Genomic DNA, 21,513 nt, shown 5'->3' on the forward strand with positions numbered 1-21,513 from the left:
TTAGCCGGTGAAGTCTACAATAATCTCTACGATCTCAGATCGGCTGCCGATTCGGATAGGCGGACCCCACGTTCCGAAGCCAGACGATACGATGGCATGAAGATTACCCTTGCGAAGATAACCCCAATCCACTTCGAAGATACGCCTAGTAATCAGATGGTTCGGCATCATCTGCCCGCGGTGCGTATGCCCGGACAGCGTTAGATCAATGCCGAGATTAGCTGCTGCGGTTAGATCAGAAGGCTGATGATCCATCATGACTAGTGGAAGCTCCTTGTGCGGAACCTCCTCCAGCAGCTCAGCGATAGACAATCTCCCTCCAGCGCGGAAGCCCTGAGCTGCACGGTCCTTGCGGCCAATCAGGTAGAAGCTGTCATCAATGAGTACATGCTCATCCTGCAGCACTCTAATCCCAGCCGCATCCATCTCGGCCGTATACTCCGCAATATGACCTCCGATATATTCATGATTGCCAAGCACGGCATAGACACCGAGCGGAGCCTTCAGCTCACCGATGACCTCGCCCATCCGACGATGGATGAAGGGGCGAATGTCATCGTCAATGACGTCCCCGGGAAGCAGGATGAGGTCAGGCTGCATCCTCTCCATCTCCGAGACGAGCTTCCGCAGGTGGCGATTGCCGACGATCGTGCCAAGATGAAGATCGGATGCAGCGCCGATCCGCAGAGACTTGGGCTCCCCGGCACCCTTCGGTATCGTCACACGATAAGTCCGCACGATTGGATTCCATGCATTCCATGACCCTCTAATCAACAGGGCGCTCAGCAGAGCAAGCACAATGGTGCCTATCAGCCCGATATACATACTCTTAGGAGCACCTGCAAGCTTGAGCATCCAGGCTGCGAGATCGGCAGCCGGCAGCACGAGCACCGAATATTGGATAACGGCGAACCAGTAAGACCCTATCAGCTTAAGCAGCTGTGCTGCAGGACGGACGATAGGCTTATTCTGACCGATTCTCCCCAGGATATAAGACAGGCCGATCACAATGACAAGGCTCGTATAGACGGGAAGGTGGCTCCAGCCGAACAGCGTTCGGGCATACACCCAGCCGTTCCAGCCGATATACCATACAATGAGTGAATAGATGGTTAGAATTACAGCAAGTCCAGCAATCATACGCGGTCTCATACTCTCTCTCCCTCCAAGTGAGATTACTATAGCACACCCCCTCCTCCCGGGTAAAATTACCTGATCCTAGCGGTTGAACGAACGCTATCTAAGGGTATACATAGATAAGAAGGGTGGGAGGACATGATTTTTACAACGGATACTCTTGTATTCATTCTCGCGATGCTGCTCATAACCGGTGTCGTGATGACGAAATTCTCAGCGAAGCTTGGTATGCCTTCCCTAGTGTTCTATGTAGGTGTCGGCATGCTGCTTAAGCCCTTCATCGGGTATGAGAATGTCGCACTCACTCAGCTGTTCGGTATATTTGCCTTGATTGTTATTCTATTCGACGGCGGGATGCAGACGAAGTGGTTCGACGTTCGCAAGGTACTAGCTCCCTCCCTGTCTCTCGCGACAATCGGCGTCCTCCTCACGACGGTCATCGTCGGAGGCGCAGCTAAGCTCATCCTGCAAGTGGATTGGCTGGAGGCGATGCTGTTCGGTGCAATCGTGGGCTCGACGGATGCAGCCGCCGTATTCGCTGTGCTCGGTTCTAAAAATATCAAGCGGAGGATCACCTCAACGCTCGAAGCTGAATCGGGTACGAATGACCCGATGGCGGTGTTCCTGACCATTACTCTAATCGAGTTAATCGAGAAGCCGGATACGAACTATCTGAAGCTCGGCATGGGGTTCGTGCTGGAGATGGGCATTGGGCTTGCAGCAGGCTTGCTCGTGGGAATGGCCGCGATATGGCTGATGAACCGGATCCACCTGGAGTCATCCGGCTTGTATCCCGTACTTGCAATCGGGTTCGCGGTGCTTGTATACAGCGGAACAGCCCTGCTGCACGGCAGCGGTCTGCTCGCCGTCTATGTGCTGGCAATGAAGCTGGGCAATTCGCAGCTTACTTGCCGCCAGCCGATCGTCCGGTTCAACTCCGGCTTCGCATGGATGATGCAGATTCTCATGTTCATCGTGCTCGGACTGCTTGTGACACCCAAGGAACTGTTCCAATTCACTTGGCAGGGCATCGTACTGTCGTTCGTTCTTATGCTGCTAGCGAGGCCGGTATCCGTGGCCGTATCCCTGTTACTCACGAGATTCTCGCTTAAGGAGAAGGTCGTCATTGCTTGGGCAGGGCTCCGCGGTGCCGTACCTATTGTACTGGCTACTTATCCTTTGCTGGCGGGACTGGAGAATGGTCAGCTGCTTTTCCACGTGGTGTTCTTCGTTGTACTAAGCTCTGCACTTATCCAAGGCTCCACCATTAATCCGCTGATGACCAAGCTGGGCTTGTCGGAGGGGGACAAGGAGATTATTCCGCACCGGATCGAGCTGATCTCCAGAGGACGAACGGGGCAGAGGGTGATGGAGGTTCGTGTAGAGGCAGGCAGCGGAGGAGCTGGCAGGACGATGGCAGACCTTGCCCTGCCGGAGGAGTGTCTCATCATTGCGGTAGTCAGAGGGCAAGAGATCATTGCGCCGAGGGGTTCCACGAGATTGGAAGGCGGCGATACGCTGTATGTGCTGACACCGGATATATACCGCGATCAGCTGAAGATGGTGATGGGCCGAGACAAGGAGCGAGTGGAGGCGGGATAAGTGAATATTGAGTGAATGAATATCGGAGTGAATGAATATCGGAGTGAGTGGATATGGGCGTGAGAGGAGGTCTGCGGAAGGAGAAGTCTTGCTTCACGGCGAATGAGGAGGGGAGGACTGAATATAGAGGAGGTTCATTATGGCTATTGTGAGGATGAGCGAGGAAGCGCATTCGCGCGCGGCAACGTATATGAAGCGGAATGCTAGAGTGCTGGAAGGTGCACTGTACGCATGGGAATTCGAAGGCGGCACCGCTGCTCAGGCTCTCTCTGCGCTTGCAGCGTATCAGAATGAGGATGGCGGCTTCGGGCATGGACTTGAGCCGGATATTCAGTGTGCGGATTCCACTGTCATTACGACCACGGTTGCTCTCCAACACCTGTCCAAGCTTGGGATGGACGACTCCTCCGAGCTGGTGCAAGGTGCCATACGTTACCTGCTTGCCGAGTATGACAGGAAGCTGCCTGACGGCTGGGAGATTGTACCTGCGGCAGTAGAATCCGCTCCTCATGCTCCGTGGTGGCAGTACAATTCAGGTCACTTCGGCTGGGGGAATCCGGCTATAGAGATTGCGGGCTTCTTCCACGAGTATGAGAAGCTCGTGCCGACGGCTGTCCTGTCACGCGTGATGAGAGATACAGTGGAGTACTTGCTAGTGAAGTCCAGCAGGAGTGATATGCATGAGCTGCTATGTGCGCTGAGGTTCGCGGAGCGAGTGCCTTCGGACGTGCTGGAGGAAGTGAAGCCGGCCATCGATGAGATGGTTGAACGATGTGTGCTGAGAGATCCGTCTCAATGGCAAGATTACGGACTGCTTCCGCTGCAGGCTGCACCTCGTCCCGACTCCATCTACCATGCTCGGTTGAGGAGCAGTATTGAAGCGAACCTTAAGCATGTCTTGCAGGAGCAAGGGGAGGATGGCGCTTGGCAGCCGATATGGAGCTGGGGGATGCACGACGAGGCTTGGTCCCGGGCTAAGGAAGACTGGAAGGGTGTGCTCACACTCCACAATCTGCGAATATTGCATGCTTATGGCGTTGCCAAGGTGAACTAAGACAGGGCGGGCTGTAGTTGGAGTTTTATTGGAAAATTATGGCGCAAGGTGCAGGTGAGAGCGTTCGTTGGCGGGGAAATTGAGGGGAAAAGTACCTCTAATTCAGGAGAGAGCGACCCTGAGAGTGGAATAGAGGTAAAAAGTACCTCTAATTCAGGAGAGAGTCACTCCGAGAGCAGAATAGAGGTAAAAAGTACCTCTAATTCAGGAGAGAGTCACTCCGAGAGCAAAATAGAGGTAAAAAATACCTCTAATTCATCAAAAAGCCGCTCTGAGAGCGAAATAGAGGTAAAAAGTACCTCTATTCCGCAAAGTGCCACCCGCTGAGAGCGAACTAAGCCCTTGGTGAGGTCTGAACTACAATCTGGACCACACCGAGCAGCGGTCAGCGGTTCGCGGTCTTTCAGGCAAAGCTAACAATCTCCCCATCTCCCCATCTCCCAATCTATCCAACTAATACACCCGATGAATAATGTCTTCGAAGTGTGGCTCCTCCATATGAACGTCCACGATTGCTCCTAGACTCTCGAGCATACGGAGCGCTTCCATCGCACTTAGCCGCTCCCGATCGCATTCGAAGGTATAAGCATCGCCGTCGCTTCTTGCGCAGCGTAAGGCGGAGTCCGTTGAGTTCTGTATGTGAAGTATCCCATCCTCATCAGGCAGACTGTCCTTGCGATACTTGACCTGAAGCACGGATGGCAAGCCGATCCGCTTGCGAAGCTCGCTAATCGAGCCGTCGAAGCCAAGCTCGCCGTTGTTAATGACCATCACTCGGGAGCAGAGCTGTTCAATATCATCCATGTCATGAGTGGTGAGGAGAATCGTCTTGCCCAGCTCTGTATTAATCTCCCGAAGGAACGAGCGAATATTACGCTTAGCAATGAGATCAAGCCCGATCGTCGGCTCATCGAGGAACAGGATGTCAGGGTCATGCAGCAGTGCTGCTGCAAGATCTGCTCTCATCCGCTGCCCAAGCGACAGCTTCCTCACGGGCGTCTCATAGAACTCACCTAGCTGAAGCAGCTCTCTAAGCATGGCAAGCCTTGTCTTCGCTCGCTCTTGCGGAATGCCGTACATCGCTGCGAGAATCTCGTAGGAGTCCTTGACCGGCAAGTCCCACCACAGCTGGGTGCGTTGACCGAACAGCACCCCCAGCTTCCGAGCCACCTGGCGCCTGCTGCGATGAGGGTTCAGGCCTCCTATGCTGACTTCACCAGAGGTGGGGTGAAGGATGCCGGCGAGCATCTTAATCGTGGTGGACTTGCCAGCTCCATTAGGTCCGATATAGCCGACGAATTCACCAGGTTGAATCGTGAAGCTCACGTCTCGAACGGCCTCCTTCACTCTGACCTCCCGGGAGAATAACCCCCTTAGACCCTTGAACGCCCCTTCCTTCGGAACAGGTGAGCGGAACTGCTTATGCAGCTGGGTAACTCTGATCATTGTGTAACCCTCCATCTCTCAACTTCTTCAGTAATCCTCTACTACTCATCAACTTCCGGTACTCTGGTAACGGGTAAGACCAAGCCGCCATACGAGGAGGGCAATGCCCATGACAGCTCCGCCGACTGCTGCAGAGAGCCCGAGCATCCAAGGCCCCGTCTCGTGCCTAAGTATGTACAACGAAGGCATATAATTCGCGAACGCCACCGGAATGATGCCGATGAGCACACCCTGCAGCCACCGCGGATAGATCGTAAGCGGATATCCCGCAGCCGTGCGGGCTGCATCCTCTGTAATGTTCTGCAGCTGCTCGATTCTCGTGAACCAGAAGCCAAGAGCAGCCGTCAATAGACCGATGGCGAAGAGGAGCAGAGCACCCGATAGAATAACGAACAGACTAAGAGGAACAACCGTCCATTCGACCTGCCCGCTGTCGATCAACACTCGAATACAATAGGCAAGGATGGCGGTGCCCTGCACGAATTCCCCGATTCTTACCGAGAAGTTCTGCGTCATAAGCGTCATCAATACAGGCACTGGACGAACGAGCAGGGAATCCAGATCCCCGCTTAGCAGATACTTCTCCAGATGATGCACATCAGAGGCCAATGTGCGATAGAGCGCCTTGGATAAGGTCAGCAGCGCGTACAGATATCCGGCTTCCGCCAGCGACCACCCCTTGAGTGATCCGAACTTCCATAGAATAGCGGCAAGCATGATGAACTCCAGCGCATTAATCAGAGCGGCCATTAAGGTGGAGAACCAGAAGTTGAACTTATATTGCATTCTGCTTCGAAAGGAGGCGCGAACGAGTAGGCCATACATACGAAGTCCATTCATCCGCCCTGCACCTCCACTCGTACACGCATCGTCCTAGTGAGCAGGAGGCAAGCTGTCGTCAGCCCGCAGCACCAGAGCACCGCGCCAATTATAGCCGAAGGCTGCTCCATCCCAAGATAGATTCGAGTCGGTACATAATGCAAGTAGGGATAGAAGGTGTACGAGCTTAAGCTCCTAAGCGGTCCAGGCAGCCATTCGACAGGGATGAGGAATCCGGACAGCAGCATGCTGAAGGCATAGTTGACCCAGTAGAGCCAGCGGGATTCGGTCGTCCACAGCGCGGCGGCACCGATGAGGTAGTTCAGGCAGATGGAGATGTAAGCGGCGGAGAGCAGGGATAAGGCGGTCCAGCAGTAAGTCATGAACGAAGTGGGCAGCTGCAGCGGCATAATGAAGATGTACAGGACATAGATGGGGAGGAACTTATACACGAATTGATACGCAATCTGTCCCCATTCCTTGCTCATGAGGTGATAGAACAAGTGAACCGGACGCATGAGATCCAGGGCGATCTGCCCCGTCCGAACCGACTGCTCGATGCCGAGGCCATTGTTCAGGAAGGAGACGACCCACAGGCAGCACTGGTTAAAAGCAATATAACTAACCATCGCGCTCCCATATGCGCCAAGAGAATGATTCTCTCCAATCCCGGTCCAGATGGACACGTAGATGAAGCCGAACAGAGCGCTGGCGATGTTGTTAATCATATGCGCCCCGCGGAACTGAAGGTTGCGGGCGTAGCTTTTGCCCGCTAGTTGCAGGAATAACATGAGCACCTCCACTTTTGTCATTTGGAATAGTTGGAAAAAGGGGTGACAGATGTGAAATACGAAGAGAGCAGGAGAAACATCATATCAAATCAGCCCAGAGAAATGCAAACGTTTTTTTATCGTTAGGTGATGAAGACGGGAGGGTTGCTTGGTTTATTTTTTTGACAACGGTTCCCTCAGCTTGGATAATATTAAAATTGAGTCAGCTAACGTGAAGGAGCGCGAACGATAGATGAAATCGCTAGTTCTAGCAGAGAAGCCAAGTGTAGCAAGGGAGATTGCCCGCGTGCTTGGCTGCAGCCAGAAGCATAAGAGTTATATAGAAGGACCGAGTTATGTCGTCACCTGGGCGCTGGGGCATCTGGTTACGCTTGCCGAGCCTGAAGATTATGATGTCAAGTATCGGACGTGGAATCTGGAGGATCTTCCGATGATTCCGGACCGTATGAATCTGAAGGTGATGAAGGAGACGTCACAGCAATTCAAGGAAGTGGCGAGACTGTGCAAGCGGCAGGACATTCATGAGCTAATTATCGCAACGGATGCCGGCCGTGAAGGAGAGCTCGTCGCTCGCTGGATTATGGAGCTTGTCCATTGGCGCAAGCCGTTCAAGCGGCTGTGGATCTCTTCGCAGACGGACAAGGCGATTAAGGACGGATTCGAGTCGCTTCGACCGGGCAAGGAGTATGACAATCTATATGCGTCAGCAGTCTGCCGCGCGGAGGCGGATTGGCTAATCGGCCTGAACATGACGCGTGCGCTTACCTGCAAGTATAATGCCCAGCTTGCTGCTGGACGGGTGCAGACTCCTACGCTTGCCATGCTCATGGACCGCGAACGTGAGATTGCAGCCTTCGAGTCTGCTCCTTACTGGACGGTGACCGCTGAGTTCAGCGGCTTCAGCGCACGATGGCGGGAAGGAGAGGGGCATGACGGCAGACTGTGGGAGCATGACAAGGCTCAGAGCGCAGCACAGCGGATACGTGGCAAGGCCGCAACCGTCAGCAGGCTGAAGACGGTGGAGAAGTCGGAGCCTCATCCCCAGGCCTATGATCTGACGGAGCTGCAGCGCGATGCGAATAAGCGGCTGGGCTTCTCGGCGAAGCAGACATCCAACGTGCTGCAGAAGCTGTATGAGCAGCACAAGCTGGTCACTTATCCGAGAACGGATTCCAGGTACTTATCCACCGACATGGTATCTACGCTGAAGGGCCGTATCGAGAGTGTTGCCGTGGGACCTTATGCAGCACTAGCACGCAAGCTGCTTAGAGGACCGCTTCCTGTGACGAAGAGGGTGGTCGATGACAGCAAGGTCAGCGACCATCATGCGATTATACCGACTGAGCAGTACGTGAATCTGTCAGCTCTAAGCCATGATGAGCGGAGATTGTATGATCTCATCGTACGGCGCTTCCTCGCTCTGTTCTACTCAGCCTATCTTTATGAGGAGACAAGTGTAGTCCTGTCCATCGGCGTGGACAGCTTCTATACGAAGGGCAGAGTTCAGAAGGAGCTCGGGTGGAGAGAGCTGTACAGCGGCGGGACAGCGGCATTGGAAGATAGTGACGAGGAGAGTGACCGTGATGCAGAGGGGCGACAGCCGGAACAGCTGCTGCCCCCTCTCACGCAAGGTCAGTCGATTCCTGTACTGCAGAGCCGTGTGAAGGAGCTGCGGACACAGCCTCCCGGCCGGCATACGGAAGCCAGCCTGCTCACTAGGATGGAGAAGCACAGCTTAGGTACACCAGCTACGAGAGCGGATATCATTGAGAAGCTGCTCCATTCTCAGACGATTGAACGTGCGCAGAATCGCTTAATTCCGACTGGCAAGGGGAAGCAGCTCATCGAGCTCGTAGGCAAGGAGCTGCGCAGTCCAGAGCTGACCGCAGAGTGGGAACAGGAGCTGGAGCGCATTGCCAAGGGCAAGGGTGATGCGGCGAAGTTCATGGCAGGCATTCGCGAGCAAGCCAGCCGCTGGGTGAGCGAGGTGCGCATGGTGACGAAGGAGTACAAGCCTCATAATGTGACGAGCTCACGCTGTCCGGAATGCAGCAAGCCGCTGCTTGAAGTGAATGGCAAGCGAGGCAAGTCCTATGTCTGCTCGGATCGTGAATGCAGTTATCGCCGGTCGGCTGAGCCGCAGCTGTCGAACAAGCGTTGTCAGGTATGCCGCAAGAAGATGGAGATCCATACGGGCAAGGCGGGCAAGTATGCCCAGTGCCGTCCTTGCAATGTCATCGAGATGCTTGGCGACAAGGCAGGGGGACGTGTCAACAAGCGGGAGCAGAAGCAGCTGATTGAGAAGTTCTCGGAGGGGGTGTCGTTGTCCAGTTCACTTGGCGATGCCTTGAAGGCGGCTATGCAGAGGCAAGATAAGGAATAATAGCCGCCTGATCTTCCCATTAATCTATTACTCATATTAAGAATACTCTCCCAACCTACTACATTCAGGCTACTAGCCAGCGGCATCCATCCAAGAGAGAGCTGTCTCCCAGTCATATGCTATAGCAGAAGGTGCCTGAGAGGAGTCTGAATGATATGGTTGAAGGTCAGGGAAGGCAGTTGGCTAGCAAGTGGGCGAAGACAGAGGTGCTGCTCTCACATCCCAGTATAGCGCCTCATATCCCGCCTACAAGGATATTCACTTCTGCGAATCTGAAGAGTATGCTCGGTCTTCATCGGATGGTCGTCGTGAAGCCGGTGAAGGGCGCTGGTGGACACGGGGTCATCAAGGTTACCAAGGAGAGTACCGGTTACGCTTACACCTATTACTCGCAGACGAAGAGATTCGCTAGCTTCGAGGGGCTGTTCGCCTCTCTTAATCAGCAGAGGTCTGGGAGGAAGTACTTGATTCAGAAGGGGATCTATCTGGCAACCATTGGAGGCAGGCCGATAGACTATAGAGTGAAGTACGTGAAGACGGATACTGGCTGGGTGTACCGGGCTATGGTCGGACGTCTTGCGAAGCCAGGGCTGTTCGTTACGAATCTATGTCGCGGGGGAACGATTATGACGGCAGCTCAAGGGATTAGCCGCTCACTGTCCCCCTCGCTTGTTGGGGCGAAGAAGAGGAAGATGAGAGAGCTCACCGTATTGTCGACCCATCTGTTAGAGTCCCATTTTCCAGGGATCGGACAGCTTGGGTTTGATTATGGAATTGACCGAAGCGGGAAGATATGGATCTTTGAAGTGAATACACGTCCTCAATGAGGTAGCTGCTCACCCTTACTGTGGTGGGCAGTTTTATTATAGCTCAAGGAATGGTATTTGGTATTCCTTCCTCTTGAGAGAGAGGATTCTAATATAATGTGTTGATAGATTAATAGAGATCCATCAAAGTTTTTTATTAAGAAATCGTAATATGAGCCTGTGCATAACCCTATCCACAGCATCCACATTGGTATTCCTCACCATTCGACGAATACCCACAATCTATACACATGCTGTGCACAGCCTGCTGTGCATAAGGAGCCACCTTGTTGGGGGTTAGGGTGCAATGCTAAGATGATGAAGCACTAGGAAATCTAAGGAAGAAGGGATGTGTATACCATGGAGTTGCTGTCTGACGAAATGCTCGTGGACACCTACCATGCGGCCATTCAGTTCAATCTGGAGCCTGAGTTCATCCGGCTGCTCATTCAGGAATTGAAGCGGCGGCAGATTAACCCCGAGGCAAGCCGCATCACGGCATAGGCTCTACAGATACCTCGTACGTAGCTTGACAGGCTGAGCAGTATGCCGCATGTTGACAATCCGAGAAGGCAGACATGCCTAGTTCGGACATGCTGTTCCTCAATATGAACTCAATCGATTCGTAGGGAGCGTAAGGTCCTGACAGATCGGTCATCCTACCCAGATCCTCCACTCTGCTGGCACATACAGCACAGCTTGCATCAAGCTGAGTCATTCCATTACACACCGGACATAACATAATAAGGGTATCCTCCTTCGGCTTATCAAGAACAGCTTGCCCGAAGGGACAAGTCGATTCAAGACATGGTTCGCACCGCCTCGTTAGGATACCCTTAACATCCAATCTTATAGCCTCGTTAGGCTATCCTTATCTCTTCATATTGCTGCTATGGCCTGGAGACAGCTTCGCTTCAGGATCTACATATACCTTGGCATTGTTAATCGCTGTAGGTGCCTCTCCGAATCCAACGGCAATCAGCTTCAGCTTGCCTGGATACGTCGTAATATCACCCGCTGCGAAGATGCCGGGAATGTTAGTCTCCATCCGTGTATCCACGACGATGGAGCCGCTCTGAATCTGGATGCCCCAATCGGCAATCGGCCCCAGGGAGGAGATGAATCCGAAGTTGACGATGACCGCATCGACTTCGTGCTCGGTCGTTGCCTTCGTCTTGACATCAGTCAAGGTGACTCGCTCGATCTGATCCTCACCGCTCAGCTCTGTAATCTCAACAGGAGTAAGGACGCGGACGGTTGAATTCATTAAGTTCTCTACGCTGTGCTCATGGGCACGGAACTTATCACGTCGATGGATGAGCGTGACACTCTCTGCGATTGGCTCGAGCATGAGCGCCCAATCTACCGCAGAGTCGCCGCCCCCGCTTATCAATACCTTCTGGCCTTGGAACCTCTGCAGGTCCCCAACGAAGTAATGCAGATTCTTCTTCTCATACTTCGCCGCTTCCGGAAGCTCCAGCCGTCTAGGCTCGAATGCCCCTACACCCGCTGTGATGATGACCGCCCTCGCATGGTGTGATCCCTTGTCGGTCACGATCTCGAACATTCGCTCATCCTTCTTAATGACTTGCAGCACTTTCTCCTCCAAGCAGATCTCCTGCTGGAAGTGACTCAGCTGCTCAATCAGGCGATCAACCAGCTCTTGTGCCGTAACCTTAGGAAATCCAGCTACATCATAGATGTACTTCTCCGGATAGAGAGCAGCAAGCTGCCCGCCTAGCTGGGGCATACTCTCAATGAGCTTAACGGAAGCTTGACGCATCCCGCCGTAGAACGCTGCGAACAGTCCTGCAGGACCTCCGCCGATAATGGCAATGTCAACAATAGATGAATTCGTTGCTTCCTGGGACAAAAAACTGCACCTCCTGAAATGGGTAAAGCGGATCATCGTCAATTTCACAATTTTACAAAGGCTCAACCTATAGATTTCATTATAAAGCTACAGGAAGCGACAGGGAAATAAGTAATTTGTATAGCTCTCTAAAGTTTTTCGTATATTTTTCCCTTGATCTATTTGTAAAAACTTTGTATCATATCTGAAGTGTGTTACGTTTGAGTTCTGTAACAACGGGAGCTCTTCTTCATAAATAGGATTCAAATTGCACAGACTGTAACTGGTCATCATTCTCGTTTAGTTAGGTTTGTGTAATTTTTCACAAAGTAAATAAATATAGAACAGGAATGGAAGGGATCATACGATGAGCAACATACCGAAGATTGTCATCTTGGGCGCTGGATACGGCGGCGTACTGACCGCACTGCGTCTCCAGAAGGAACTGAACTACAACGAGGCCGACGTTACCCTCGTGAACAAGCATGACTATCATTACATTACGACTCATCTTCACATGCCGGCAGCGGGTACTGACAACCCTGAGAACGCTCGCGTCAGCATCTCCAAGCTGATTGATGAATTCAAGATTGACTTCGTGAAGTCTACAGTCGTACAGATTCGCCCGCAAGACAAGAAGGTCATTCTGGAAGATGGCACCCTGTCTTATGACTACCTGGTTATCGGTCTTGGCGGCGAGCCTGAGACGTTCGGTATTCCTGGCCTCGGCGAGTATGCGATGAATATCCGGAGCATTAACTCCGTTCGCTTGATCCGTGAGCACATCGATTACCAGTTCGCACGCTTCAAGCGCGAGCCGCATCGTACGGATTACCTGACCTTCGTTGTTGGAGGCGCTGGCTTCACTGGTATTGAATTCCTGGGTGAATTGTCAGATCGTATTCCTGAACTGTGCAGAACGTTCGACGTGGATCCTAGCCTCGTTAAGATCTATAATGTAGAAGCTGCTCCAACTGCTCTGCCAGGCTTCGATCCTGAGCTTGTAGAGTATGCGATGAACGTGCTGACGAAGAAGGGCGTTACCTTCAAGATTGGTACGGCTATTAAGGAATGTACACCGGAGGGCGTTATCGTCGGTGAAGGCGAAGAGATCAAGTCCGCTACGGTAATCTGGACTGGCGGTATCCGCGGCAATCGTCTGATTGACGAAGCTGGCTTCGAGACGATGCGCGGCCGTGTCAAGATTGATGAGTTCCTGCGTGCGCCTGGCCACGAGAACATCTACATCCTTGGCGACAACTCCTTGATGTTTAATCCAGAGGGCCGTCCATACCCTCCTACTGCTCAGATTGCTATGCAGCAGGGTGTCGTATGTGCGCATAACCTGGTTGCCGCTATTCGCAATCAGCCGCTGAAGACGTTCGTATTCAGCAACAAGGGTACAGTTGCATCCCTTGGCAAGGGCGAAGCGGTTGGCATTGCCTTCGGCAAGAAGTACAAGGGCCGTGTGGCGGCTTGGCTGAAGAAGCTGATTGACCTTCGTTACCTGTTCATTATCGGCGGCATTCCGCTCGTTCTTCGTAAGGGCAAGTTCCTGTAATGCGCCACTGCAGCGTACAGGTGCGCGGCTTGCTGACGAGAGATGAGCTCGATCGTTACAACGCGTTAATGGAAGTGGGTTCATTCCTTGAATCGCAGAACCGTTATGACCTGGCTTACACGGTGCAGAAGGAAGTTGACCTCCTCATTCAGCCCGCAATAGAGCGGCTTAAGGACAAGGGCCGGCAGCGCGATCGCGACACGCAGGACTACCTTGAAGCGAAGAAGCTTGCTATGCTCGATGAGCTGGCTGAGCTTGATGATGAAGACTAGAAGGCTATGATTATATATATGTTAATCAAGGGAATCCGTCTCCGATTGTTTGGAGGCGGATTTTTTTGTTGCCATGTGAAAAAAAAGGCTCACGCAACCTCCGCTGACAGCGGGGGGCGAGAGCCTGATTATTATCAACCAATGGGTCTATTCAACCGAGAGCAAGGACTTGAACTTGTCCGCATCCAGACGGTTGCCGACGTAGAAGTCTCCGAAGTCGCCGTAACGGGCGCTGACCTCATCGAATCTCATCTCGTAGACGAGCTTCTTGAATTGAAGCGGATCATCGGCGAACAGGGTGACGCCCCATTCCCAGTTGTCGAAGCCGACAGAGCCGGTAATGATCTGACGCACCTTGCCTGCATAGGAACGGCCGATCATCCCGTGGCTGCGCATCATCGTGCGGCGCTCATCCATGCCGAGCATGTACCAGTTGTCTGCACCCTCACGGCGCTTGTTCATCGGATAGAAGCAGATATGATTCATACGAGGAAGGGCTGGCTTCAGCCTGGCAACAACTTCAGGATTCTGAAGAGGGTCCGTCCCTGGCTGCCCCATATAGTTGCTAAGTTCCACTACGCTCACGTAAGAGTAGGTTGGAATCGTATAGTCGGCGAAGGTTGTCTTGTTGAAGGCTGTCTCAAGAGCATTCAGATCCTCCAGCGTCTCCCGCAGATGCATGAAGGTGAAGTCCGCCTTCTGCCCGATGATGGTATAGACGGCCGTACTCCCCAGCTTGCTCTCCTCAGCTCCTGCCCATATACCTAGCAAGTCTACCAGCTCCTGCGTTGCGGTCTCACGCTCCTGCACAGTCGCTTGCTTCCACTTGGTCCAGTTCATGCTGCGGAATTCATGCAGAGCATACCAGCCTTCTAATGTCTGTGCTGCTTCACTCATAATTGATGTAAGTCTCCCTTCCTGAGCGATATCCAGCGGGATGACGAACATTCCACGAACTGGCATCGCTATGGCTGTTAACATTGTATCGTAATCGTTCGGGCAAGAGCAAATGGCGGACTTGTGACAATTGCCGCGGTGGAATTGACTTCCTATCAGCCATTATTTAAACTTAACATCGAGTAGCTTATAGGGGGTTGTCACCATGCTTCAACTAATTATTGCGACGGTGCTGTTCTTAGTCATGATGTTCGGCATCGGCTTCATTCTGAATATGCTATTGAAAACAACCTGGTTCCCGATCTATGCCTTCTTCATCGTCCTCATCCCGCTGTGGATCTGGGGCACATGGGATCATTCGGAGAGCTTCGCTGACAACTTTGGAGCCTTCACCATTGTGGATTCCATTCCGGTTATCGGTGCGCTGATCGGTGCTTATGTGAGCGGTTGGGCCATCCAGGCGCTTCGCCGCGGCGGCTATAAGATGTTCTAGAGAAGAGAAGCAAGGCTGCAGCAGAATCCTCCCGTCCGGAGGATTTTTTCTATTTTTTGAGCGACCCTCCTAAGCAGGCTTTTGTGTTAAAATGATAGAAAGTATGAACATGGATGGGGTAGATGCGATGCGCATCAGCAATATGATGCACTTTACAGAACATCACCGCTACTACATATTTCGTGACTTCTCGCTGAGCAGCACCGAGCAAAGAATGCTCACCCTTATCTATCAGCCGATGGTGGGGGCTTTTGCTATTGGACTGTATCAGCAGCTGTATCACGGGGTGGCGGAAGGAAAGTCCGGGTATTCTCTGCTAGAGTCTCAGCGTAAGCTGCTGCTGGGACTAGGTCTTGATATGAATGAGCGTGACCGCAAGTACCTGGTTGAGCAGGCTTCACGTCTGGAGGCGGTTGGGCTGTTGCAGACCTCTCGGCTTGGATTAGAGGGCCAGGATGACGTCATATACGAATACGAGCTGACAGAGCCGCTGTCTGCGGGTGAGTTTTTCCGGAACCAGCATCTGGCCATGCTCCTTAGAGATAAGATTGGCAAGTATGCGGTCATCTCGCTGCGAGAGTCCTTCGGGGTGAAGGAGCCTGATGAGCTGGCCGCACAGGTGAATCTAACGAAGCAGAATATATCCGTTCCGTTCTATGAGCTGTTCAAGCTGAACGTGCAGTCGGTCGATCTGGAGATGGAGCAGGCGCTTACTGAGGTTGCGCCTTCGAGGCAGGCAGCGCCAAGAGCTGCACTCGAGACCGCTGGCATTCCTTATGGAGAGATTATTCTGCGCTTCCCGCGCAATTCAGACAATCGACGTTATGTAGAGCAGCTCAGGGGACATGCTGAGCAGCTGGGACAGATTAATTATGTTGCTTATAAGTACGATCTAACCGTGGCAGATATCTGCCGGCTGCTAGACGAGGACGGCATCTTCGCTACAGATGGAGAGCTGATGGTGGATGAGCTTCAGCTGCGGGCTAACCAGATGTATCGTCAAGATAAGAAGCGTGAGGGAGACCGGCAGCGTACGCTCGGAAGAGCGCAAGCTGCCTCAACGGCAGCTGCTGCAACTGACTCTGATTCGGAAGAGTCGATGATTGAGTACGAAGTGCTAGAGAAGGATTATCTCAGTGTTCCTAATCAGCTCAACGGCCGCTGTGATATACAGCAGTACAATATGCTGATGCGTAACGAGCCGCATACACGCTTCCTGCAGCGATTCTTCCCGGGCGCAGTGCCGGATTGGATAGAGCGGGCATGTGAGCGGATGGATCTGAACTACCGCTTGCCTGCTCCTGCCATTAATGTCCTCATTCATTATGTAATCGGAATGAACGATGCTCAGAGGGTAACGAAGTCATTCCTGGATTCAGTCGCGTCCAATATGCTCGTGAAGGGGGTCGACTCCTTCGAGAAGGCAGTTCAGTATGTTCGGGAGCAGCAGCAGGTGGAGCTGGATAAGGAACGTCGCAAGGAAGAGCCTAGCTACGGCATGTCAGCAGGAGCGAGACGACCGGGCAATAGAGGCGGCAGCTCTCGCAAGCCCGCTATACCGATTGTAGACCACGCGCTATCAGGAGGTACTGTGTCAGCCGATGAGCTTCAGGAGCTTCAGAGACTGGCCAGGAAGCTGGGAGGCAAATCATAGGGGGTGAGCATAGATGGAATCGCTGGGCGAATTGTTGAAGTCATGGCCCACAGGCAAGTCCATTGTCGGACAAGCCGAGCAGAAGATGGCGGAGCTGATGAATGACCCGCTCGTCGTGAAGCTGCAAGTGAAGTATCCGGAACTGAATGAGCAGGGCGTTCGTCTCAATCTGAACCGCGTCTACCAATATGTAACCGAGTATCGGAACTGTGTGAATTGTCCTGGGCTTGAACGATGCCCGAATGACTATACAGGTCATTATACGCTCCTGTCTTGTGAGGTGGTCGGAGAGCAGGCTCAGCTCTATGACCGCAAGGTGTCCTGCAAGAAGTTCATTGCGAAGCAGAACGAGGATCAAGTGCGCAGCCGGGTGAAGAGCTTCTACGTTGACGAGAGGGCGCTGGAGCAGGGCTATGATCCAAGTGAGATTCTGACGAATGACCCCGCGAGGATGAAGGCAGTTGGGCAGGTGCTCAGCTATATCGATCGAACAAGAGAGTCGGGCTTACAGGTGGAGGGGCTCTACCTTGAAGGCCGATTCGGAACAGGCAAGACCTTCCTCATGTGCTACATGCTGCATGAGCTTGCGAAGGCAGGCTATTCGGGGGTTATCGTATACATGCCTGAATTCGTGGAAGACTTGAAGACGATGATGCATGAGCCAGGCAAGCTGAGAGAGACGATACAGATGATGCAGAATACCGATCTGCTCATCTTCGACGATATTGGAGCGGAGAATACGAATCCGTGGGTTAGAGATCATGTGCTCGGTTCCATTCTTAATTACCGAATGAAGCGCAAGCCCACCTTCTATACGTCTAATTATAATCTTGATGCGTTAGAGCGTCACTTCAGCTTCACCAGCAAGGACGGCGACGATCAGCATAAGGGTGAGCGGTTAATGGACCGCATTCGCCACTATGTCGAAGTTGTTATGGTGACGGGGGAGAATAAGCGTCATCGTAAGTCATAATAGCAGAGCCGCCATCGGGTATATCCGGTGGCGGCTTTTGTCGTATAGAAGGATGTCAGCTATAAGCAAATCTAATGGGATTGATTATTTTTTCATAAAAAATGTATTGACAGGTAAGACCAGCCGCTGGTAGAATTCTCACATAACCAACTAAACAGGTAGGAATTATCATTAATCTACCGGACCAACCGGAGAACGAATGTTATTCATCTGTCAACTCACTAAAGGGGTGTATCGACTGTGAAAAAACAAAAAACAGGGTCCGTGGTCTTATTCGTACTTATTCTATCCTTGGTGCTAGCTGCTTGCGGTTCGAACAGCAATAACGCTAGCAATACAAACAACGCGAACAAAAACGGCGGAGCGGCAGCAACAGCCTCTCCTGAAGCATCAGTTGCTCCTACAGCTGAGCCTAAGCCTCCAGTTGAATTAACGAACGTGTCCTATGATCCGACTCGAGAGCTCTATGAGGAATACAATACCGCATTCGCGAAGTATTGGCTGGAGAAGTCAGGGCAGGAAGTGACGTTCAAGCAATCCCATGGCGGATCAGGCAAGCAGAGCCGTGCCGTTATTGACGGGCTTAAGGCCGACGTCGTAACCTTGGCGCTAGGCTATGATATTGATGCCATTGCAGAGAAGGGCATTCTGAATACGGATTGGCAGTCCAAGTTCGAGCACAACAGCTCGCCTTATACGTCCACGATCGTATTCCTCGTTCGCAAGGGGAACCCGAAGGGAATTAAGGATTGGAATGATCTGATCAATAAGGGTGTAGAAGTCATCACGCCTAACCCGAAGACATCAGGTGGAGCTCGTTGGAACTATCTGGCTGCTTGGGGCTATGCTCTGAAGCAGAATGCGAACGACGAAGCGAAGGCGCAAGAGTTCGTGAAGGCGTTGTTCAAGAATGTACCTGTCCTTGACTCCGGCGCACGCGGCTCTACAACAACCTTCGTAGAGCGCGGGATTGGCGACGTCCTGCTGGCATGGGAGAATGAAGCGTTCCTGTCCATTAACGAGCTAGGCAAGGATAAGTTCGAGATTGTATACCCAAGCCTCAGCATACTGGCGGAGCCGCCAGTAGCGGTTGTAGACAAGAATGTAGATGAGAAGGGCACTCGCGAAGCGGCAACAGCTTACCTTGAATACCTGTACACCGAGGAAGGACAGCGTATTGCTGCTAAGAATTACTACCGACCAATCAATGAGACGGTAGCTGCTGAATTCAAGGATCAGTTCAAGGCGCTTGAGCTGCTGTCGATTGACAAGGACTTCGGCGGCTGGAAGGAAGCGCAAGGCAAGCACTTTGCCGACGGCGGAGTGTTCGACAAGATCTATACGCCAGGTGCGAAATAATACGGAGAACCCATCTGATTGGAGCTGACTTCACATGAAAGGTTCCAAGTCTAAGTCGAAAAATGTATTGCCCGGGTTCGGATTGTCCATGGGCTTCACAATTGTCTATCTTAGCTTGTTAGTGCTCATTCCTCTTGCCAGTGTCTTCTTCAAGACGGCAGGGATGGGCTGGGAAGACTTCTGGAACACCGTTACGAATCCTAGGGTGCTCGCCTCTTACCGGGTGAGCTTCCTAACGGCATTCGCTGCTGCCTTCGTTAATCTCCTATTCGGCCTGCTCGTAGCATGGGTACTCGTTCGCTATCGATTCCCGGGGAAGAAGCTGATCGACAGTCTCGTGGATCTTCCATTCGCCTTGCCGACAGCTGTTGCCGGAATCGCCTTAACGGCAATCTATGCGCCTAACGGCTGGATGGGTAAGCTGCTGGAGCCGCTTGGCATTAAGGTGGCATACTCGCCGATTGGCATTACGATAGCGCTCATCTTCATCGGTCTGCCCTTCGTCGTTCGCACCGTGCAGCCCGTGCTGCAGGATATGGACAAGGAGACCGAGGAAGCAGCGGTCATGCTCGGTGCTTATCGGCTGCGCACCTTCTGGAAGGTTGTCCTGCCTGAGCTGATGCCGGCCATGTTAACGGGCTTCGCTCTAGCCTTCGCTCGAGGAATCGGCGAGTATGGCTCTGTGGTCTTCATCTCCGGCAACATGCCGATGAAGACGGAGATAACGCCGCTGCTCATCATGACGAAGCTTGAACAGTATGATTATGCAGGTGCTACCGCTATTGCAGTCGTCATGCTGGTGGTCTCCTTCCTCCTGCTGCTGCTTATTAACTTCATGCAATGGCGGATTAATCGCCGTACCATTGCGGATTAGGGGGACCCAGATATGGCTGGAGCTATTACGGCGCACTTGTCCGAAGAGACTTCGAGGCGGCCGAAGCATATTAATGAATCTGGACCGGTTCGCTTCATCCTAATTACCATTGCTCTATTGTTCTTAAGCTTGGTCGTGGCCTTGCCTCTGATCTCTGTATTCTCCGAAGCGCTGAAGAAGGGATTCGAGGTATACCGTGCAGCCATTACAGAACCGGATGCCTTATCCGCTCTGAAGCTAACCTTGTCGGTAGCTCTCGTTGCTGTTCCGCTTAATACGCTGTTCGGAGTTGCAGCGGCATGGGCCATTGCGAAGTTCCGCTTCCAAGGCAAAAACGTGCTCATCACGCTAATCGATCTTCCATTCGCGGTGTCGCCTGTTATCTCAGGATTGATCTACGTGCTGCTGTTCGGAGCACAAGGCTTCCTTGGACCATGGCTTGATGACCGGGGCATTCAGATCATCTTCGCCTTGCCAGGCATGGTACTGGCGACTGTATTCGTCACCGTGCCCTTCGTCGCGCGTGAGCTCATTCCGCTCATGCAAGCACAAGGGGTGCAGGAGGAAGAGGCAGCAGCCAGTCTCGGAGCGAAGGGCTGGCAGATCTTCTGGAGAGTGACCCTCCCCAACATTAAGTGGGGGCTGCTATACGGTATTATTCTATGTAATGCCCGTGCTATGGGGGAATTCGGTGCCGTATCGGTCGTATCCGGCCACATCCGAGGTGAGACGAATACGCTGCCCCTTCACATTGAGATTCTGTACAATGAGTACCAGTTCTCCGCTTCATTCGCGGTAGCTTCGTTGCTCGTTATGCTGGCAGTTATTACTCTCATTGCGAAGAGCCTAATTGAATGGCAATCATCCAGAGGACAGTCACAGAATCCAGTTACCTAATCTAGGCAGGAAGAAATCCGTCTTCTCTATATGGCCTCTACATGGCGCAGGGAAGGCGGCATTTCATCACTATAAATCCGATTAAATCGGTCGACTATGGAGGGATTAAGTATGGCAAAACCGTTGGAAGTAGATCAGCAGTGGCTGGATCGTATCGTGGAACAGGTGAATGGGCTGCAATATGGATCGGTGAATATTACGGTTCATGATGGACGAATTGTGCAGATCGATCGGACGGAGAGAACACGCTACGATAGTCCCTCCCACAAGCAGTCCCAGCATGATGGACAGGGGCAGTCGAAGCCCCGTGAGACCGCACATGCTCAGGCGGAGTCGCTTCGAGCGGTACAATAGCAGCATGAGAACCATTACAATTATAAAAAAGCTCCATTCGAATGACATTCGAATGGAGCTTTCTTAGTTTACCCAGGATACAAATCGCCAGTCATTAGTCAATCAAGAACTTCACAATGACAGCAACGGCAAAGATTAGAGTCATGAGGCCCAGCATGCCGCCAAAGCCAAACACAACGTCCATCAAGTCATCGCGCGGTTCCTCGTTCAAATGTTCGCGAGGGTCTCTTACATTCTCCATCGTTGACGTCCTCCTATAGAGCGAATGCTTCACTTAGTATACCCAACT

General features: G+C 52.5%; 21 protein-coding genes. 14 read left to right on the forward strand and 7 right to left on the reverse strand.

The features are described from left to right. Nucleotides 1-1,152, reverse strand: a complete 1,152-nt coding sequence (locus ACFO9Q_RS02195) for a metallophosphoesterase (RefSeq protein ID WP_379178221.1) — start codon at nucleotides 1,150-1,152, stop codon at nucleotides 1-3. Nucleotides 1,153-1,275: 123 nt separating this feature from the next. Between ACFO9Q_RS02195 and ACFO9Q_RS02200 the strand changes: the two genes are divergently transcribed. After that, the gene (locus ACFO9Q_RS02200; RefSeq protein WP_379178223.1) at nucleotides 1,276-2,739 is read left to right on the forward strand and encodes a potassium/proton antiporter; all 1,464 of its coding nucleotides are present in this window, start codon (nucleotides 1,276-1,278) and stop codon (nucleotides 2,737-2,739) included. A gap of 139 nt (nucleotides 2,740-2,878) precedes the next feature. After that, nucleotides 2,879-3,793 carry a hypothetical protein gene (locus ACFO9Q_RS02205; protein ID WP_379178225.1) on the forward strand — a complete coding sequence of 305 codons (915 nt, stop codon included), beginning with the start codon at nucleotides 2,879-2,881 and terminating at the stop codon, nucleotides 3,791-3,793. A gap of 453 nt (nucleotides 3,794-4,246) precedes the next feature. On the opposite strand, the gene ACFO9Q_RS02210 is transcribed toward ACFO9Q_RS02205, so the two are convergent. From ACFO9Q_RS02210 to ACFO9Q_RS02220, 3 genes are read right to left on the reverse strand one after another with little or no spacing between them, the layout of a single operon-like run. Next, on the reverse strand, nucleotides 4,247-5,239 hold the full coding sequence (locus ACFO9Q_RS02210; RefSeq protein ID WP_379178227.1) for an ABC transporter ATP-binding protein: 993 nt from the start codon (nucleotides 5,237-5,239) through the stop codon (nucleotides 4,247-4,249). A gap of 48 nt (nucleotides 5,240-5,287) precedes the next feature. Further along, nucleotides 5,288-6,079 (reverse strand): ABC transporter permease, encoded by a 792-nt coding sequence (locus ACFO9Q_RS02215; RefSeq protein ID WP_379178229.1) that lies wholly within the window; start codon nucleotides 6,077-6,079, stop codon nucleotides 5,288-5,290. Continuing rightward, on the reverse strand, nucleotides 6,076-6,849 hold the full coding sequence (locus ACFO9Q_RS02220) for an ABC transporter permease (RefSeq protein WP_379178231.1): 774 nt from the start codon (nucleotides 6,847-6,849) through the stop codon (nucleotides 6,076-6,078). Before ACFO9Q_RS02220 ends, ACFO9Q_RS02215 begins: the two co-directional genes overlap by 4 nt. 232 nt (nucleotides 6,850-7,081) lie before the next feature. Between ACFO9Q_RS02220 and ACFO9Q_RS02225 the strand changes: the two genes are divergently transcribed. The 3 genes from ACFO9Q_RS02225 (at nucleotide 7,082) to ACFO9Q_RS02235 (ending at nucleotide 10,542) form a co-directional block, all read left to right on the forward strand. Then, nucleotides 7,082-9,232: a DNA topoisomerase III gene (locus tag ACFO9Q_RS02225; protein WP_379178233.1), complete on the forward strand. Its 2,151-nt coding sequence runs from the start codon at nucleotides 7,082-7,084 to the stop codon at nucleotides 9,230-9,232. Between the two features lie 155 nt (nucleotides 9,233-9,387). After that, nucleotides 9,388-10,059 carry a YheC/YheD family protein gene (locus ACFO9Q_RS02230; RefSeq protein ID WP_379178235.1) on the forward strand — a complete coding sequence of 224 codons (672 nt, stop codon included), beginning with the start codon at nucleotides 9,388-9,390 and terminating at the stop codon, nucleotides 10,057-10,059. A 339-nt stretch (nucleotides 10,060-10,398) separates the two neighbouring features. Continuing rightward, nucleotides 10,399-10,542: a sporulation histidine kinase inhibitor Sda gene (locus tag ACFO9Q_RS02235; RefSeq protein WP_379178387.1), complete on the forward strand. Its 144-nt coding sequence runs from the start codon at nucleotides 10,399-10,401 to the stop codon at nucleotides 10,540-10,542. 367 nt (nucleotides 10,543-10,909) lie between these two features. On the opposite strand, the gene ACFO9Q_RS02240 is transcribed toward ACFO9Q_RS02235, so the two are convergent. Continuing rightward, a complete protein-coding gene (locus tag ACFO9Q_RS02240) occupies nucleotides 10,910-11,911 on the reverse strand; it encodes an NAD(P)/FAD-dependent oxidoreductase (RefSeq protein WP_379178237.1) in 1,002 nt (333 codons plus the stop codon). Nucleotides 11,912-12,257: 346 nt separating this feature from the next. On the opposite strand from ACFO9Q_RS02240, the gene ACFO9Q_RS02245 reads away from it, so the two are divergent. After that, nucleotides 12,258-13,451 (forward strand): NAD(P)/FAD-dependent oxidoreductase, encoded by a 1,194-nt coding sequence (locus ACFO9Q_RS02245; RefSeq protein ID WP_379178239.1) that lies wholly within the window; start codon nucleotides 12,258-12,260, stop codon nucleotides 13,449-13,451. Next, complete coding sequence (locus ACFO9Q_RS02250; protein ID WP_379178241.1) at nucleotides 13,451-13,723, forward strand: hypothetical protein; 273 nt, start codon at nucleotides 13,451-13,453, stop codon at nucleotides 13,721-13,723. The genes ACFO9Q_RS02245 and ACFO9Q_RS02250 overlap by 1 nt, the downstream gene beginning before the upstream one ends. A gap of 147 nt (nucleotides 13,724-13,870) precedes the next feature. Here the strand turns inward: ACFO9Q_RS02250 and hemQ are convergent, their stop codons facing one another. Further along, a complete protein-coding gene (hemQ, locus tag ACFO9Q_RS02255) occupies nucleotides 13,871-14,620 on the reverse strand; it encodes a hydrogen peroxide-dependent heme synthase (RefSeq protein WP_379178389.1) in 750 nt (249 codons plus the stop codon). Nucleotides 14,621-14,825: 205 nt separating this feature from the next. Here hemQ and ACFO9Q_RS02260 point away from each other — a divergent pair, with 205 nt between their 5' ends. The 7 genes from ACFO9Q_RS02260 to ACFO9Q_RS02290 all read left to right on the forward strand — a co-directional run bounded on the left by ACFO9Q_RS02260 (nucleotide 14,826) and on the right by ACFO9Q_RS02290 (nucleotide 21,224). Beyond that, nucleotides 14,826-15,113 (forward strand): YuiB family protein, encoded by a 288-nt coding sequence (locus ACFO9Q_RS02260; RefSeq protein WP_379178243.1) that lies wholly within the window; start codon nucleotides 14,826-14,828, stop codon nucleotides 15,111-15,113. Nucleotides 15,114-15,240: 127 nt separating this feature from the next. Further along, the gene (locus tag ACFO9Q_RS02265) at nucleotides 15,241-16,767 is read left to right on the forward strand and encodes a helicase DnaB (RefSeq protein WP_379178391.1); all 1,527 of its coding nucleotides are present in this window, start codon (nucleotides 15,241-15,243) and stop codon (nucleotides 16,765-16,767) included. Nucleotides 16,768-16,780: 13 nt separating this feature from the next. Then, nucleotides 16,781-17,740, forward strand: coding sequence for a primosomal protein DnaI (dnaI, locus tag ACFO9Q_RS02270; RefSeq protein WP_379178245.1), 960 nt, complete (start codon nucleotides 16,781-16,783; stop codon nucleotides 17,738-17,740). Nucleotides 17,741-17,980: 240 nt separating this feature from the next. Further along, nucleotides 17,981-19,099, forward strand: a complete 1,119-nt coding sequence (locus tag ACFO9Q_RS02275) for a sulfate ABC transporter substrate-binding protein (RefSeq protein WP_379178247.1) — start codon at nucleotides 17,981-17,983, stop codon at nucleotides 19,097-19,099. Nucleotides 19,100-19,133: 34 nt separating this feature from the next. Continuing rightward, on the forward strand, nucleotides 19,134-19,973 hold the full coding sequence (gene cysT, locus ACFO9Q_RS02280) for a sulfate ABC transporter permease subunit CysT (RefSeq protein WP_379178249.1): 840 nt from the start codon (nucleotides 19,134-19,136) through the stop codon (nucleotides 19,971-19,973). A gap of 12 nt (nucleotides 19,974-19,985) precedes the next feature. Further along, nucleotides 19,986-20,870 (forward strand): sulfate ABC transporter permease subunit CysW, encoded by an 885-nt coding sequence (gene cysW, locus ACFO9Q_RS02285; RefSeq protein ID WP_379178251.1) that lies wholly within the window; start codon nucleotides 19,986-19,988, stop codon nucleotides 20,868-20,870. 111 nt (nucleotides 20,871-20,981) lie between these two features. Beyond that, entirely contained in the window at nucleotides 20,982-21,224 is a 243-nt protein-coding gene (locus ACFO9Q_RS02290; RefSeq protein WP_379178253.1) for a YezD family protein, read from the forward strand. Between the two features lie 94 nt (nucleotides 21,225-21,318). On the opposite strand, the gene ACFO9Q_RS02295 is transcribed toward ACFO9Q_RS02290, so the two are convergent. Further along, a complete protein-coding gene (locus tag ACFO9Q_RS02295; protein ID WP_379178255.1) occupies nucleotides 21,319-21,465 on the reverse strand; it encodes a YqzM family protein in 147 nt (48 codons plus the stop codon). Nucleotides 21,466-21,513 lie beyond the last annotated feature (48 nt).

The sequence above is a fragment of the Paenibacillus sp. GCM10023252 genome (assembly GCF_042653305.1).
In the GTDB taxonomy this organism is placed as follows: domain Bacteria; phylum Bacillota; class Bacilli; order Paenibacillales; family Paenibacillaceae; genus Pristimantibacillus.